Origin of the sequence: Nitratireductor sp. OM-1, from assembly GCF_003296175.1 — a bacterium.
GTDB classification, from domain to species: domain Bacteria; phylum Pseudomonadota; class Alphaproteobacteria; order Rhizobiales; family Rhizobiaceae; genus Nitratireductor; species Nitratireductor aquimarinus.
Map to the genome: position 1 here is coordinate 687033 of NZ_CP029208.1, position 16435 is coordinate 703467.

At 62.2% G+C, this 16435-nt stretch carries 14 protein-coding genes; 5 read left to right on the forward strand and 9 right to left on the reverse strand.

Going from position 1 to position 16435, the window contains the following annotated elements; genetic code table 11:
* Window positions 1-459: 459 nt before the first annotated feature.
* From fdxA to DEJ54_RS03220, 5 genes are all read right to left on the reverse strand, one after another.
* Window positions 460-798, reverse strand: a complete 339-nt coding sequence (fdxA, locus tag DEJ54_RS03200; protein ID WP_113153290.1) for a ferredoxin FdxA — start codon at window positions 796-798, stop codon at window positions 460-462.
* Window positions 799-937: 139 nt separating this feature from the next.
* Window positions 938-1327: an RNA-binding S4 domain-containing protein gene (locus DEJ54_RS03205; RefSeq protein WP_113153291.1), complete on the reverse strand. Its 390-nt coding sequence runs from the start codon at window positions 1325-1327 to the stop codon at window positions 938-940.
* 9 nt (window positions 1328-1336) lie between these two features.
* Window positions 1337-4363 (reverse strand): helicase-related protein, encoded by a 3027-nt coding sequence (locus DEJ54_RS03210; RefSeq protein ID WP_113153292.1) that lies wholly within the window; start codon window positions 4361-4363, stop codon window positions 1337-1339.
* A gap of 666 nt (window positions 4364-5029) precedes the next feature.
* Window positions 5030-5749, reverse strand: a complete 720-nt coding sequence (gene phbB / locus DEJ54_RS03215) for an acetoacetyl-CoA reductase (RefSeq protein ID WP_113153293.1) — start codon at window positions 5747-5749, stop codon at window positions 5030-5032.
* 106 nt (window positions 5750-5855) lie between these two features.
* Window positions 5856-7040, reverse strand: coding sequence for an acetyl-CoA C-acetyltransferase (locus DEJ54_RS03220; RefSeq protein WP_113153294.1), 1185 nt, complete (start codon window positions 7038-7040; stop codon window positions 5856-5858).
* 383 nt (window positions 7041-7423) lie between these two features.
* Here DEJ54_RS03220 and phaR point away from each other — a divergent pair, with 383 nt between their 5' ends.
* Both phaR and DEJ54_RS03230 read left to right on the forward strand, forming a co-directional pair.
* The gene (gene phaR / locus DEJ54_RS03225) at window positions 7424-8035 is read left to right on the forward strand and encodes a polyhydroxyalkanoate synthesis repressor PhaR (RefSeq protein ID WP_113153295.1); all 612 of its coding nucleotides are present in this window, start codon (window positions 7424-7426) and stop codon (window positions 8033-8035) included.
* Window positions 8036-8077: 42 nt separating this feature from the next.
* Window positions 8078-8500 (forward strand): ACT domain-containing protein, encoded by a 423-nt coding sequence (locus DEJ54_RS03230; RefSeq protein WP_113153296.1) that lies wholly within the window; start codon window positions 8078-8080, stop codon window positions 8498-8500.
* A gap of 57 nt (window positions 8501-8557) precedes the next feature.
* Here DEJ54_RS03230 and rpmF read toward each other — a convergent pair whose 3' ends face one another.
* A complete protein-coding gene (rpmF, locus tag DEJ54_RS03235) occupies window positions 8558-8740 on the reverse strand; it encodes a 50S ribosomal protein L32 (protein WP_007007560.1) in 183 nt (60 codons plus the stop codon).
* Between the two features lie 153 nt (window positions 8741-8893).
* A complete protein-coding gene (gene mtgA, locus DEJ54_RS03240; protein WP_113153297.1) occupies window positions 8894-9670 on the reverse strand; it encodes a monofunctional biosynthetic peptidoglycan transglycosylase in 777 nt (258 codons plus the stop codon).
* A 141-nt stretch (window positions 9671-9811) separates the two neighbouring features.
* On the opposite strand from mtgA, the gene DEJ54_RS03245 reads away from it, so the two are divergent.
* Together DEJ54_RS03245 and DEJ54_RS03250 are read left to right on the forward strand one after the other, a co-directional pair.
* Window positions 9812-10720: a polyprenyl synthetase family protein gene (locus tag DEJ54_RS03245; protein ID WP_113156051.1), complete on the forward strand. Its 909-nt coding sequence runs from the start codon at window positions 9812-9814 to the stop codon at window positions 10718-10720.
* A gap of 271 nt (window positions 10721-10991) precedes the next feature.
* Complete coding sequence (locus tag DEJ54_RS03250; RefSeq protein WP_245447684.1) at window positions 10992-13466, forward strand: response regulator; 2475 nt, start codon at window positions 10992-10994, stop codon at window positions 13464-13466.
* A gap of 66 nt (window positions 13467-13532) precedes the next feature.
* Here the strand turns inward: DEJ54_RS03250 and ispG are convergent, their stop codons facing one another.
* Window positions 13533-14780, reverse strand: a complete 1248-nt coding sequence (gene ispG, locus DEJ54_RS03255) for a flavodoxin-dependent (E)-4-hydroxy-3-methylbut-2-enyl-diphosphate synthase (RefSeq protein WP_113156052.1) — start codon at window positions 14778-14780, stop codon at window positions 13533-13535.
* Between the two features lie 198 nt (window positions 14781-14978).
* Between ispG and DEJ54_RS03260 the strand changes: the two genes are divergently transcribed.
* Window positions 14979-15776 (forward strand): 3-hydroxybutyrate dehydrogenase, encoded by a 798-nt coding sequence (locus DEJ54_RS03260; RefSeq protein WP_113153299.1) that lies wholly within the window; start codon window positions 14979-14981, stop codon window positions 15774-15776.
* 14 nt (window positions 15777-15790) lie between these two features.
* Here the strand turns inward: DEJ54_RS03260 and DEJ54_RS03265 are convergent, their stop codons facing one another.
* Window positions 15791-16408 (reverse strand): TetR/AcrR family transcriptional regulator, encoded by a 618-nt coding sequence (locus DEJ54_RS03265; protein ID WP_113153300.1) that lies wholly within the window; start codon window positions 16406-16408, stop codon window positions 15791-15793.
* Between the last annotated feature and the right edge of the window lie 27 nt (window positions 16409-16435).

Sequence of the window (16435 nt, forward strand, 5' to 3'; positions counted from 1 at the left end):
GGTATGTGAGCAACGCCTCGCCTCGGCGATGCCCCGTACCCAAAAACGCCTGCCGGCTTGTCGTGTGCATGAAAGAGTTCAAGCTCCGGAAGATGGTGACTGCGCCTGCACCGAAGGCCCGCCACGCAAACCAAAACATCCTGACCCAGATTGCCCTGGCCTGGATTTGGAGCCCCACCTTTCAGTGATTAGTGTGTGTGCGCCATAATTAGACGTGTTGTCACCGGCATGATTTTGTGAAGCTACCACAAAAAGCCGAAAGAATCAAGATTTTGCCGCATGTGCGAATATGTCGCCGCAGTTTCCTGCGCGACCGCCCCATCTATTCGCATTATGTCCCACGTCAATTTGTGGGCTCAGAGCACCGGACCGAAAAGTGGAATTCGGGTTTCGGGCTAATCCGATGCTCCGTCAATCATCAAGATCGTCGTTTGTGCGCCCCGATGGGCGCGCGGCGATCTAGTCTCCCTCACCGGGTTCCGGCGAGAAGTACTGCTCCAGCTTGTTTTCGACGCCGTCGAATTCCTTGGCGTCTGCCGGAGGCTCTTTCTTAGCGGTGATATTGGGCCATTTTTCGGCATACTCGGAATTGAGCTGAAGCCAGTTGTCCAGACCCGGCTCGGTGTCGGGCTTGATGGCTTCGGCCGGGCATTCCGGTTCGCAGACACCGCAATCGATGCACTCATCCGGATGGATGACGAGCATGTTTTCGCCTTCGTAGAAACAGTCCACCGGGCAGACTTCTATACAGTCCATGTACTTGCACTTGATGCAATTGTCGGTGACGATATAGGTCATGGGTGTTCTCGGCTGACAGCTTCTTAAAATGTCGAGTGGTGAGGTAGCCCCTTTAAACGGCGGTTGCAAGGCCCGTTGTTGCGCGGCAATCGTCGCAGGCGGAATCCCATTCCAATCTCAAACGGCGCAAACATCGCCATCACGGGTCGTCACGCCAGCGATCAAGCGCGCGGCGTTCCTTCTTGGTGGGTCGCCCTGCCCCGGCGTCGCGCCGCGGCGCCGACGCCTTGACGACGGCATCCCTGGGCGGCGCCGGCGGAGTCAGATCCTCGTAGAGCGTGCGGGCCTCCTCAGCCGGGCCGCGCCGCGCCCCCGGAGCCAGAACCCGATAGACGAGCACCTGCCGCTCCAGGGAAATGGTGAGCACGTCGCCCACCTTGATCTGGTAGGCGGCCTGCTCGATCTTGTTGCGATTGACCCGCACACGGCCCGCCTGGGCGAGCTTTGCGGCAAGCGAGCGGGATTTCACCACCCGTGCGAAGAACAGCCACTTGTCGATACGCTGGCGTTCCAGGACCGTGCCGCTCATCGCATGTCGCTACTTCTTCAGCTGATCCTTGAGGGCAGCGAGCTTGGCGAAGGGCGAATCGGGATCGATGCGCGCCGGACGCTCTTCGCGCGGACGGCCTGCGCCACCCTTGCGCTTGAAGCCCTGCTTGTCGCCATCCTTGCTGCGGTTAGGCTTGCCGCGATGCGGTGCGCCTTCACGCTCCTGACGGCCACCACGTCCCTGCTGACGCTGATTGTTGCCCTTGCCGCCGCCCTGACGCTTGCGACCGTCGAAACGGGCCTGACGCCAGATCATGACGGGCTTGGGCTCTTCCTCTTCGTCAGCGGCCTTTTCAGCCGGAGCCTCAGCGGCAGCCGGCGTCTCAACTTCCGGCTTGGCATCAGCTTCCGGCTTCGCCTCGGCTTCGGGCTTCGCTTCCTCGGCTGGCGCTTCAGCTTCAGCAGGCTTCTCTGCATCGGCGGGCGCGTCGTCCGTCTTCGCGGCGGCTTCGGCTTCGGCCTCGGCGGGAGCGGCAGCATCGGCAGCCTGGGCCGGTGCAGCAGCCTTCTCGGCGGCAGCGTCGTCCAGCGACTTCAGATGCGTTGCAACCTCTTCGGCCGGCTTCGCCTCGCCGCGGTAGCCCAGCCCCTTGAGGATGGCTTCCATATCATCGGCGGTCGCGCCGAGAATGGACATCATGGCCGGCGTGACCACAAAGGCCGCGCCATCATAACCGCCCTCGGGACGTGCGCCGGAACCCGGCTTCCACGAAAGTGCAGGACGGATCAGGTCGGCAAGGCGCTCGAGAATATCGACACGCACGGCGCGGCGACCCAGATTGCGATAGCCGGCAAGGCCATAGAATGCCTTTTCGAAAGCCGGATCGGACACGATGGACGTGCGGCCGGCGGCAAGCGCATTGACCACATCGCCATAGCCCGGCTTGTCCTTGGCGTCGTTCTTGAGCGCCCAGAGCAAGGTGAGAAGGCCGGCAGGCGCAGGCTTGATCAGCGCCGGCACGAAAATGTGGTAAGCGCCAAAGCGCACGCCGAGGCGGCGCAGCGAAGCGCGGGCGTCCTGATCGAGCGCACGCACATCCTCTGCCACGGTGCGGCGGTTCAGAAGGCCGAAGCTCTCGACAACCTGAAACGCGATCCCGCGCGCCATGCCCGAAAGGCTCTCGGCATCGCGCAGATCGACCAGCGGCTTCAGAAGCGATTCGATCTGATAGTTCACGAAACGCTCGGCGCGGGCGGCGACCTTGTCGCGCGCCGGGCCGGTCAGCTGCTCGTCGGCCAGAAGCACGACGCGCGGGCGCAGCGCTTCCTCACCGGAAACCAGCGTCGCCACCGGTTGGCCGAGCCAGCGCAGAAGGCCCTCGGAATCCAGCGCCAGATCGCCATTGCCGGAAGCGGCAAAGCGGTCTGCCCGCGTTTCGAATTCGGCAGCGAGTGCTTTCTGGGCGGCAGCCTTGACGGCGCGCGCGTCCTCACCTTCCGCAGAGCGGTCGGCGGTGAAACGGAACCCTAGCATCTCACCAACGTGATGCCCCTCGACAAGGACTTCGCCAACGGGGCTGATTTCTGCTTCCGGCATTGCATTCTCTCTCAGGCGCTTCATGAGCACGGATGTCCTGCGGTCCACAAAGCGTTTCGTCAATCGCTCATGCAACGCATCGGACAAACTGTCCTCTATCTCTCGTGTTTTTTCTTGCCAGTGTGTCGCATCGGCCAGCCATCCGGGCCGGTGCGAGACAAATGTCCATGTTCTGATCTGCGCAATACGCTGCGACAGTGTGTCGATGTCCCCCTCGGTGGACGAGGCGCGCTGAACCTGCTCAGCCATGTAGTCTTCATCGACATGGCCCGTTCGCGCCAGATCAGAAAAGACTGCACCAACAATTTCTGCGTGGTGGGCCGGTGCGATGCGCCGGTAGTCCGGCAGCGCACAGGCGTCCCACAGGAGGGCCACACGCTCGCGGGCATCGGCCAGCGCACGCACATCCCCGTCACGCGACAGGAATTCGAGCACCTTGGCGTCGGCAGCGGGCAGAGCGCGGGTAAGGCCTTCCACGGGGGGCGTGACGTCGAGCGAGGCTTTGAGCGCATCGACGCTGGAGAAATCAAACGCGGCGGAGCGCCATTGCAGCACCTTCACCGGGTCGAAATCATGCGCCTCGATGCGGTGAACGAGTTCATCGGAAAGGGGATCGACCTGGCCGGTGACGCCAAACGTGCCGTCACGCAGGTGACGGCCGGCGCGGCCGGCGATCTGCCCGAGCTCCGCAGGGTTGAGGTCGCGATACTGGAAACCGTCGAATTTGCGGTTCTGCGCGAAGGCGACATGATCGACATCGAGGTTCAGGCCCATGCCGATGGCGTCGGTCGCCACGAGATAGTCCACATCACCCGACTGGTAGAGGGCTACCTGCGCGTTGCGCGTGCGCGGGCTGAGCGCGCCAAGCACGACAGCCACCCCGCCGCGCTGGCGGCGGATCAGCTCGCCAATGGCGTAAACCTCGTCCGACGAGAAGGCCACGATGGCCGAGCGGCGCGGCAGGCGCGTGATCTTGCGCGAACCGGCATAGCTGAGCACCGACATGCGCGGACGGGTGATGACGGAGAGGCCCGGCAGCAGCTTTTCAAGAATGCCGCGCATGGTGCCCGCGCCCAGAAGCAGCGTTTCCTGACGGCCGCGCAGATGCAGAATGCGGTCGGTGAAGATGTGGCCGCGCTCCAGATCGGCGGCGAGCTGCACCTCATCGATCGCCACGAAGGCGGCGTCGGTCTCGCGCGGCATGGCCTCGACCGTGCACACCGAATAGCGCGCGCCGGGCGGCGAGATCTTTTCTTCGCCGGTGACAAGCGCGACATTCTGCTCGCCGACCTTGGCGACGACGCGGGAATAGACTTCGCGCGCAAGCAGCCGCAGCGGCAGGCCAATCACGCCCGTGCCATGCGCAACCATGCGCTCGATGGCCAGGTGCGTCTTGCCGGTATTTGTTGGCCCGAGGATGGCCGTTACGTCACGACCCGACAACACTCTCGGCTTGGCATTCTGTTTTTGGAAATTCATAGGGCCTGAAAAGCCGTCTACCTCAGCGAAAAAAGGCGAGCACACGGGTTAGCATGCTTTGCATGCGCATTCCAAGGCAAGACTGCCGCTCCACCGACAAAGACTGCCAAAAATGACCCAAACCGTTTCCGGCCATTAAGATTTGGAACGAGTCTGGAACGAATCGGCTACGAATCACTGACCTGCGTTGTTTCCCGTTTTGTTCACCACAAGATAGAGTATGACGCAACGTAAAGACACCCAAATGCTGAATCGGGCATGTTCCGCAAAGCCGGAAAACGCGTGGCGCGCGTTAAGGATTTGCGCGGGAAGCGCGACGGGCCTGCCAGGCAACGGTGCAAGCATAAGATTTTGTTAGGATTTTTTGCGAAGCCGTTAACGGGTTACGGCCCCGCCATGCCGCATGGCGTTAACACTTCGACCAAACCCGGAACGAATCGGCTACGAATCACTGATATCCGGATGTTCCCGCTACGTTCACCGCAATATCTGGTGGTTTCCACCGGTTCCGGGCAGACAGCGCACAGTTTATCCACAAACGCGCCCGCGCAGCCTGAACGCCGCGTTAACGAAGTTGTTTCAAATTGATACGCATTTTAACGAAACAGAGCGCTGCGGGTTACCCACAGCGCCCCGAAAAATGAATGCACAGGACGTGGCTTTTCGTCAGATGAAGTACTGACCACCATTGACAGTGAGCGTGGAGCCCGTGACGAAGCCCGCATCGTCGGAGGCCAGGAACAGCACGGACCGCGCGATTTCAGACGCCTCGCCGAGACGCCCCACCGGGATCTGCGAAATGATCTTCTCGCGCACCACTTCCGGCACCGCCATCACCATGTCGGTGGCGATGTAGCCGGGGCAAACCGCATTGACCGTCACGTTGAAGCGCGCGCCTTCCTGCGCCAGCGCCTTGGTGAAGCCAATCTCTCCCGCCTTGGCGGCGGAATAGTTGGTCTGGCCCATCTGGCCCTTCTGACCATTGATGGACGAAATGCTGATGATGCGGCCGAACTTGCGCGAGCGCATGCCGGCGAAGACCTGATGGGTCATGTTGAAGACCCCGTTCAGGTTCACATCCACCACGGCGCGCCAGTCTTCTGGCGTCATCTTGTGAAACATCACATCCCGCGTGATGCCGGCATTGTTGACCAGAACATCGACCGGCCCGAGATCGGCCTCGACCCGGCCCACGCCGTCCGCACAGGCGTCGTAATCGGCAATCGACCATTTGTAGGAGGCAATGCCCGTTTCTTCGGTAAAGCGCGCGGCGGCCTCATCGTTGCCCGCATAATTGGCCGCGACCTGATAGCCCGCCTCTTTCAGAGCCATCGCTATCGCCGCGCCGATGCCGCGTGTTCCACCCGTAACAAGTGCCGTTTTCATGCAGATCGTCTCCCTCAGGTGAGTGTTCCCCGCCGCCTTCGCCCTGTTGAGACCGGGCGATAATCCGGCTGGCGCACGGCACAAACGCCGCGCGCCAGCTCAAAGCCTACAACGCTTCCACGCACATGGCGACGCCCATGCCGCCACCGATGCAAAGCGTGGCCAGTCCCTTCTTCGCGCCACGGCGGCGCATCTCGAAGGCCAGCGTGTTGAAAATGCGGGTACCCGAAGCGCCAATCGGATGGCCGATCGCGATGGCGCCGCCATTCACGTTCACGATATCCGGGTTCCAGCCCATGTCCCTGTTGACCGCACAGGCCTGTGCGGCGAAGGCCTCGTTGGCCTCGACCAGATCGAGATCCTCGGCCTTCCAGCCGGCTTTCTCCAGCGCGCGGCGCGATGCCGGGATCGGCCCCGTGCCCATGATTGCCGGATCGACGCCAGCCGTCGCCCAGGAGGCGATCCGCACCAGCGGCGTCAGACCACGGCGCTGGGCTTCGCTCTCGCGCATCAGCACCACGGCGGCCGCACCGTCATTGATGCCCGACGCATTGGCGGCCGTGACCGTGCCCTCCTTGTCGAAGGCCGGACGCAGCTTCTGCATGCCCTCGATGGTCGCGCCATGACGGATGTACTCATCGTCCGAGACCACGGTTTCGCCCTTGCGGCTCTTCACGGTGACCGGGACGATCTCGTCCTTGAAGCGCCCGGCCTTCTGGGCGGCCTCGGCCTTGTTCTGCGAAGCGAGCGCAAAAGCGTCCTGCTCGTCACGGGTGATCTGGAACTTGCGGGCAACGTTTTCTGCGGTGATGCCCATGTGGTAGCCGTTAAAGGCATCCCACAGACCATCGCGGATCATCGTGTCGATCATGGCATAATCGCCCATCTTCACGCCGGCGCGCAGATAGGCGCAATGGGTGGAGAGCGTCATGGATTCCTGACCACCGGCAACAATGATGTCGGCATCACCGCAGGCGATCTGCTGCATGCCGATGGCGATGGTGCGCAGGCCCGAACCGCAGACCTGGTTGAGCCCCCAGGCGGTGGCTTCTTCCGGCAGACCGGCGGCGACGGCCGCCTGGCGCGCGGGGTTCTGCCCCTGGCCGGCCGTGAGCACCTGACCGAGAATCACCTCGTTCACTTCTTCCGGCGCGACGCCGGCGCGCGAAAGCGCCTCGCGAATGGCGGTTGCACCAAGCTCATGCGCTGGCACGGTGGCGAAAGAACCGTTGAACGAGCCGACCGGGGTGCGGGCGGCGCTGGCAACGACAATGGCTTCGGCTGACGACATGAAAGGCTCTCCCTTGGAAAATTGCATACACGTGCAAATGTGCAGCCCTTGTGACGGACTGCTCTCATTCACATTTGTTGCGGCTAATCAGGGGCGAGTCAAACGGTTGTGTGCAGCGCAACAAAGCTTGCGCACCGCCGAACAGGAGCGCCGCGCTCTTCGCCACTGCGAAAAGCGCTTTCATTCAATGGGATTTTGCGCATATCCTGACACCGGCAAATGCAGGGGGTGCGCGCCGACGGCCCCGGCAGCGGGGCGGTGGAATGGCGCAGTGGCGTCTTGCAAAGCCCTCAGTCCTTGAATCCAAGGCATCGGAAAACCGGACGACGCAGGAGACGTCCGGGCGCGATGCCACAGACAACCGTGCTACGGGGAGGTCAGTAATGCCAGCCAAGGACGACCCGATCGTCATCAAGAAATACGCCAATCGCCGCCTCTACAACACGGGCACCAGCACCTATGTGACCCTGGAAGATCTGGCCGAGATGGTAAAGCGCGACGAGAATTTCGTCGTGCAGGACGCCAAATCCGGCGAAGACATCACCCATGCGGTCCTGACCCAGATCATTTTCGAGCTGGAGAACGACCGCAACGGGCAGAACATGCTGCCGATCTCGTTTCTGCGTCAGCTCATCGCCTTTTACGGCGACCAGATGCAGATGGTCGTGCCGAGCTTCCTCGAACAATCCATGATGGCCTTCTCCAAGGAGCAGGAACGCATGCGAGAGCAGATGGACAAAGCGTTCGGCGGATCATCCATGGACATGATGGGCATGTCGGCCCCGATGAAGATGGTTGAGGAGCAGACCCGCCGCAACATCGAGATGTTCCAGAACGCCATGCGCATGTTCGCACCCACGCCCCCTGCCCCAAATCAGGGCGCAGCGCGCGAAGACAATGCCGGCGAAGAGGCACCGCGCTCCGATGATCTGAAGGAGTTACGTGAGCAGATCGCCGACATGCAGCGCAAGATCAACTCCCTGGGCGGTTCCTGACCGCCCTTCCCCGGAGCGAACACAGACTGAAGCGCCAGAGACATGCCCCGGACCGTTCGTGATACGCAGGCCATGCTGGCAGGAATGACGCCCGTTCTTACGACGGGCGTTTTCGTTTTCTGCTGCGTGGAGCGGGACCGCGCCGCAACGCTTTATGCGGAAGCGGAAGGTGTTTTTCAGGAAGAGGAAGGCACGACGCTCGTGCTGCCGCTGGCGCGCGCAGAAACGCTTGGTTTCGACACGCAGATGCCGATGCGCCGGATCGTCCTTGAAGTCTATTCCGCGCTCGACGGCGTGGGGCTGACGGCCGGCGTGGCGACGGCGCTGGCGGATGAAGCCATCCCCTGCAACGTGGTCGCCGCTTACCATCACGATCATGTCTTCGTGCCGGAAGAGATGGCCGAGAAGGCACTTTCGATCCTGCAGGCGCTGCAGCGACGGGCAAAAGCCGGCAAAACTATCTGAAACAAAAAAAGACCGGTCACTGACCGGTCTTTTTTTCATCCAGAGGAGGAAAGGCGCTTATGCGTCCTTCGGCTCCAGAACCTGGCGACCGCGGTACATGCCGGTCTTCAGGTCGATGTGGTGGGGACGACGCAGTTCGCCCGAATTTTTGTCTTCGACATAGGTCGGCGCCTTGATGGCGTCGGCCGAGCGGCGCATGCCGCGCTTCGAAGGCGTCGTTTTCCTTTTTGGTACAGCCATGGTCCTGCTCCGCTAATCGGTCAAAGGCCGTTGCGGCCCCTTCAATCCAGAGGCCCAGCATTTCGGCCGGGAATTGGAAGTCGGCGTGCCTATACACGTCCAAAGAGGTTTTGGCCAGTGGGGCGCATCGCTTTTTTCAACGAAAGCGCATGATCAGGGCTTCAAACACCCCACATAACCGCCGGCCTTGCGCGCACGCTGTTCAATCTTCGCGGCAAGCCGGTTCAGCCCGTTCGAAGGTTTCGCCGGATTGCGCTCCAGCGGATTGGGCAGCGTGACCGCAAGAAGCGCCGCCTGCCGGCGCGAAAGCTGCGATGCCGGGCGACCGAAATAATGCTGCGCGGCGGCTTCAGCGCCGTAGATGTTCGGCCCCCATTCAACGATGTTGAGATAGATCTCCATGATCCGCCGTTTCGGCAGCACCAGATCCAGATAGATCGCCAGCGGCAGTTCCAGCCCCTTGCGCACGAAGGAGCGGCCCTGCCAGAGATAGAGGTTCTTCACCGTCTGCATGGGGATGGTGGATGCGCCCCGCGTCTTCTCGCCCGAAAGCGCGTCGCTGATGACGAGGTTGAGCGCAGCCCAGTCGATGCCATCATGGGCGCAGAACTGACCGTCTTCCGACATCATCACCGAATGCGGGACCAGATCCCCCATTTCTTCGAGAGACTTCCAGTCGCGGTCATAGCCGGTGAAGGTGACCAGATCGCGCATCATCAATGTCGATACGGGGTGTACCACCGGCACACGATAGAGAAGCGTCAGAAGCGCGGGAATGAGCGCCAGCACCACAAGAACGAGCAGAACACGCCGGGCAAACCAGCCAAGCCACGCCCGACCGCCTGCGCGCCGCCCGGCCGCCCTGCGACCGCGACGCCTGCCACGCCTGTTCGTCGTCCTTTTCTCCGGGTCGACTGTGGGGCCGCTCAAACCTGTTTTTCCCTCAGTGTGACGTTACGCCTCAAAACCAGCCTTTCGCATAGCCGCCAGGGGCTTTCGGCGCAATGGCGCAAACAAACGGACTTGACCCGGACGCCCTTTGACGGCATCGCTCCCGGCATGGACGAGACGATGACACTGCCGTTTGAAGTGAAACTTGCCGCTGGCGCGGATATGGTGGAAGGCGAACTGCGCCGACTGCTCGACACGCGACCGCTGGAAGGCGAACTTTACCGCCCCGACCGCCTTTTGAAAGCCATGCGCCATGGCGTTCTGAATGGCGGCAAACGGCTGCGGCCGTTCCTCGTGCTCGAGACGGCAGCGCTGTTTGAGGCGACGGACGACACGGCTGCGCTGCGCGTTGCGGCAGCGCTTGAGTGCATCCATTGCTATTCTCTGGTCCATGACGATTTGCCGGCAATGGACGATGACGACCTGCGCCGCGGCAAGCCGACCGTTCACCGCGCGTTTGACGAGGCAGCAGCCATTCTCGCCGGCGACAGTCTCCTGACCTATGCGTTCGACATCGTGAGCGCGCCTGAAACGGCAATGCCCGCTGAAGCCAAGATCACGCTGGTCAACAGGCTCGCCCGCGCTTCGGGCATGGGCGGCATGGCCGGTGGTCAGGTGCTGGATCTGGCCGCAGAGGGCAGCAGCCTCAGCGAAGACGAAATTCTTCGCCTTCAGGCGATGAAGACGGGCGCGCTGATCCGCTTTGCCTGCGAGGCGGGCGCCGTGATCGGCGGCGCACAGGACGCGGACATCGAACGCCTCGGCGAATTCGGCGCGGCCATCGGGCTCGCCTTCCAGCTTGCCGACGATCTGCTCGACCTGACGGCCAGCAGCGAAGCGATGGGCAAGGCAACCGGCAAGGACGCCGCCGCCGGCAAGGCGACGCTTGCGAGCCTTCACGGGATCGACTGGACACGCCAGCAGCTCAGGGGGCTTGTTGCCCAGGCCGAGGATATTCTGGAGCCTTTCGGCGAACGCGCAGACACGCTGAAACAGGCCGCGCGTTTCGTCGCCGAGCGCCAGAGCTAAAACAGGTTCAACCCGTTTTTTCTCTTTTACGCCCGCGCGCTCTGCGCCGGGTTGTGCTCTTTTGCGCGCATTTCTTGGCTCAGGCACATCTTAACCGGAGACAAGAGACCACGCATCACCGGGCCTGAACTGCATCTTTTCTTTCTAAACACGCTTCTCTTTGCTTGTGTTGAGCATCAGCAGAATGAAAAACACATCTTTTTAGCGTTAATCGGGCATTAATCCAGATGCTCAATTCTTACGGGAATTGGGGGACGTCTTGGGAAGAGTAATGCCTACAGTAGCTACACAGCAGTATATGCGTGCGCGCCTCATTGTCGTGCTGGTGGGGTTTGTGATGGCAGTCATGGCCGGAACGGGGATCCTGCTATGGCAAACGCAGGCCACGAAGAACCAGGTGCGTTTCAGTGCATTCATCAGCCACATGGCCGATGTGACCAATGATGTGATCCACAATGCGCTGCGCCTCGAACAGGCAGAGCTTCGCCCGCAGAACAGCGCCCAGGCGGACCTCACCCATGACGAACTGGAATACGCCCTCGATCAGCTCAGCGACGCCTATGAGGCGCTGGACTTCGCCATCAGCGGCGAAGTGACTACGATGGAGAGCCAGCGCCTGACCTATCGGCAGGTTGGCGGAACGACGGCTGCGCCGGTGCTGCAGACCGGATCGCTCGCCACCGACATTACCGGCCACGCGGTGCCGGAAACCGTCAGGCGCATCTGGCTTGGCGAAGATGGCGACAAGGCGCTGCGCACACAGATCCGCGATGTCATCTCGCAGGCAAACCGGCTGGAAGTCTTCAACGACTACCAGAACGCCACCGCCCAGCGCGTGTTCAGGGAGCTGCAGGCGCTCGCCAACACACAGGTGCGCCCGGAACTGAAACGCATCTCCGACATGCTCAACGCGCAGATGATCGAAAGCCACGGAACGCTGCAGCTGGGCCTGATCGGCGTCGCCATCGCGATGATCGCAGCGAGCCTTCTTCTGGCGATGCGCATCTTCGTGCCGATGATGTATCGCATTTCGCGTGCGCATCAGGAGCTGCACAGCGCCAATATCTCGCTGGCGGCGGAGAAGATCAAAGCGCAGTCCGCAGACCGCACCAAGTCTGAATTCCTGGCCAATATGAGCCATGAAATCCGCACGCCGATGAATGGCGTTATGGGCATGGCCGAACTGCTCGCGCGCACCGAACTAGACAAGCGGCAGAGCATGTTCGTCGACGTGATCGTCAAGTCGGGCACGGCACTGCTGACCATCATCAATGACATTCTCGACTTCTCCAAGATCGACGCCGGCCAGCTCCAGCTCGACGAGTCGTCCTTCCGACTGGGCGAAGCCATTGAAGACGTGGCAGCACTCGTGTCCTCGCAGGTATCGGAGAAGGATCTGGAACTGATCGTGCGCGTGGACCCGGAACTGCCGAGCTCCTTCATGGGCGATGCGGGGCGTTTCCGGCAGGTCGTGACCAATCTCGTCGGCAATGCGGTGAAGTTCACCGAGCGCGGCCATGTTCTGATCGATGTCTCCGGACGCATCGAGGGCGACATCACGAAAGTGTCCGTGCGCGTCGAGGACACCGGCATCGGCATTCCGCAGGACAAGCTCGATGCGGTTTTTGAGAAATTCGCGCAGGTGGACACATCCTCCACCCGCCGCCATGAGGGAACAGGCCTCGGTCTGGCCATCGCCACGCGGCTTGTCGAACTGATGGGCGGCGCAATGACGGCAACCAGCGAAGTGGGCAAGGGGTCGGTATTCTCCTTCGTCGTGCCACTGACCGTCGACCGCACGGAAGCCCCGCAGGCGACTGCGCCGGTGGACGTTTCGGGTGCGCGCGTCTTCGTCATCGACGACAACCCGATCAACCGCGAGATCCTGCAGGAACAGCTGAAGAGCTGGGACTTTGAGTGCGCCGCAGCCGAGAGCGGCGCGGTGGGCCTCGCCTTCCTGCAGCATTCCGCCAAGCTCGACGCCCGCGTCGACTGCGTGATCCTCGATTACCAGATGCCCGACATGAACGGCGCGGATGTCGCCAAGATGATCAAGGCGGACCCGGCGCTTGCGGACATTCCGCTGGTGCTTCTGACATCCGTCGACCAGAACGATACGGCGCGGCTGGTGAATGAGTGCGGGATCGCCGCGCATCTGAACAAGCCCACCCGCTCCTCCATGCTGCTGGAAACGCTCGTCTCGGTGATGCAACGCAGCCGTGCGGCAAAGGCGAGCCCGGCGGAACCGGCTGCACCCGAACCGGAAATCAGGGTTCCGGCCAAGCCGATCCAGATCCACGCCTCCTCGCCCATCGAACGCGGGCTCTCAAGCTCACGCAGCGCGAATGGCGCGCTGGACGTGCTGGTGGCGGAGGACAATGAGGTCAACCAGCTGGTGTTCAGCCAGGTTCTGGACGGGCTCGGCCTAAAGTACCGGATTGCCGGCAATGGCAAGACGGCCGCCGAGATGCACCGGGCGCTGAAGCCCTCCATCATTCTGATGGATGTCTCCATGCCCGAGATGAACGGCTACGAAGCCACGGCGGCGATCCGCGAGCTGGAAGCCATCACCGGCGACCGTACGCCAATCATCGGCATCACCGCACATGCGCTCAAGGGCGACCGGGAGAAGTGCCTCGAAGCCGGCATGGACGATTATCTGCCCAAACCGATCTCCCCGCAGAAACTGGCGGACAAGATCACCCACTGGCGCAGTTGCGAGCAGAAGCTGGCTGCAACGGCCTGAGGGCAGGCCGAAAAGCGAAGGGCGCACCCGATACGGCGTGCGCCCTCAAGATGATTTCAGCTGAGATTATTCGGCGTCGGTGCGCGCGCCGAAACGCTGCTCGATATAGGCCCCGACCATCTGCTCGAATTCCTCGGCGATGGCTTCGCCGCGCAGCGTTGCAGCCTTCTTGCCGTCGATGAAGACGGGGGCAGCCGGCGTTTCACCGGTTCCCGGCAGCGAAATGCCGATATCGGCATGTTTGGATTCGCCCGGCCCGTTAACGATGCAGCCCATGACCGCAACCTTGAGCGCTTCCACGCCCGGATATTTCTTGCGCCAGACCGGCATGTTCTTGCGCAGATCGCCCTCGATCTTCTGGGCGAGTTCCTGGAACACGGTCGACGTGGTGCGACCGCAGCCGGGACATGCGGCAACGACCGGCAGAAACTGGCGGAAGCCCATGGTCTGCAGAAGCTCCTGCGCCACCTGCACCTCGCGGGTGCGGTCGCCGCCGGGCTCCGGCGTGAGCGAAATGCGGATCGTGTCGCCAATGCCCTGCTGAAGCAGAATGCCCATGGCCGCAGACGAGGCGACAATGCCCTTGGTGCCCATGCCGGCCTCGGTGAGGCCGAGATGCAGCGCATGGTTGGAACGGCGGGCAAGCTCGGTATAGACGGCGATCAGGTCCTGCACCTGGCTGACCTTTGCCGACAGGATGATGCGGTCGCGACCAAGCCCGATCTCTTCCGCCAGCTCGGCGGAAAGCAGCGCCGACTGCACGATGGCCTCGCGCGTCACCTCCTGCGCCGTCATCGGCGCACCGCGCTCCTGGTTCTCATCCATCAGGCGCGTGAGCAGCTCCTGATCGAGCGAGCCCCAGTTGACGCCGATGCGCACCGGCTTGTCGTATTTGATCGCCATTTCGATGATGGCGGCGAACTGCCGGTCCTTCTTGTCCTTGAAGCCGACATTGCCCGGATTGATGCGATATTTCGCAAGCGCTTCCGCGCAGGACGGGTGATCGGCAAGAAGCTTGTGACCGATGTAATGAAAGTCGCCGACGATCGGCACGAAAATGCCGACGCGCTCAAGCCGCTCGCGGATGCGCGGAACGGCGGCGGCCGCCTCGTCGCGATCGACCGTTATGCGCACCATTTCGGAGCCTGCGCGATGAAGCGCGGCCACCTGCGCGACCGTGCGATCCACGTCGGCAGTGTCCGTGTTGGTCATGGACTGCACGACCACCGGCGCATCACCACCGACGATCACATTGCCCACAGCAACGCCAACCGCATCACGCCGCGGAAAGGGCGAAGAAAAATAGCCGCTCATAGATTTGCTGGCCGTGAATGTTCCGGTCATGGGGGAACTGTCCCGTTTTCAGCCGTGTCGCGCTTGAGGTGGCCGACAGCGGCCGGAATGTCAATGGCGCGAACGCCCATTTGCAGCGATCAGCCTGCTTGACAGCACCGGCGCCCATCGCTTTGCTGCGTCGCAACATAACGTCTTGCGATACAAAGGGCCACCTCCATGAACAGCGCATCGAACCAAAAGAACCGGACAGCCGTCATCACGGGCTCCACTTCCGGTATCGGGCTGGGCGTGGCCGAGGCTCTTGCCGCAGACGGCTGCAACATCGTGCTCAACTCGTTTTCCGACACGCCGGAAGACCATGCGGCGGCCGGGAAACTGGCTGCAAAACACGGTGTCGAGGCAGTCTATATCAGCGCCGACATGTCGAAGCCTGAAGCCTGCCGCGCGCTTGTGGAACGGGCGGCAGAGCGTTTTGGCCGCATTGATGTGCTGGTCAACAATGCCGGCATTCAGCACGTTGCGCCGGTCGAGGATTTCCCGATTGAGAAGTGGAACGCCATTCTGGCGATCAATCTTTCGTCATCCTTTCACACCATCGCCGCCGCAACGCCGCACATGAAAGCCGCCGGCAAGGGCCGCATCGTCAACATCGCCTCGGCGCACGGCCTGCGCGCCTCACCGTTCAAGTCGGCCTATGTGGCCGCCAAGCACGGCGTTGTCGGTCTGACCAAGACGGTTGCGCTGGAACTGGCCGAGACGGGCATCACCTGTAACGCCATCTGTCCGGGCTATGTGCTGACACCGCTCGTCGAGGCGCAGATCCCCGATCAGATGAAGGTGCACGGCATGGACCGCGATACGGTGGTGCGCGAAGTGATGCTCGCCAAACAGCCGACGCGTGAGTTCGTCACCGTTGAGGAACTGGGCGCGTTCGTGGTGTTTCTTGCGTCCGACAATGCAAGCCAGATGACCGGCTCCGCCCTGCCGATGGATGGCGGCTGGACGGCGCAGTAACCCGGGCTCTTTCGTCAGATGCGCGCTTCCGGGCGCGCTGCGAGAAGGGAAATCTCCATCACGCGTACAAGCCGGCGCGCACCGTCAATCGCCGGCTTGCCGCAGATGCCGCGCACCCGCATGCCGTCAAGGCCATCGAGCAGGATGTCGGCCAGCCCGCGCGCAGAGAGGCCAAGCGCCTCCAGATCCGCTTTGGAGCGCTCCGCCTCCTCGGCCACCGCAGCCTCGACAATGCCGCTCAGCCTTTCACGCCATTCGGCGATGATGTCTGCGGCAAGCTTGTTCTCGATATCCAGAATTTCCTGACCGTGCGCCGACTGGTCGACCATCTCGATCAGGCCGAAAAGGGCGCGCTCGAGCGACGCCATGATCCGCTCGCCGAAAGTGCCCTCTTCCTTCAACCCCGCACGCGCGCCCTCAAGCGACTGCTCGAGAATGCAGACGCCGATGGCCCGGAAGATATCCGCCTTGTTGCGGAAGAGAAGATAAAGCGCCGGGCGCGAAACCTCTGCCGAACGGGCGATGTCATCCATGGTCGTCCGCGCAAAACCATAGGCGAGAAAGACCTTCATGGCGCCATTGAGGATGCGCTCTCGCTTGGGGTCTTCCGTGCATCCGGCGATCAGATTCATTGCCTGCGCTCTCTCATTTTTCTTTCA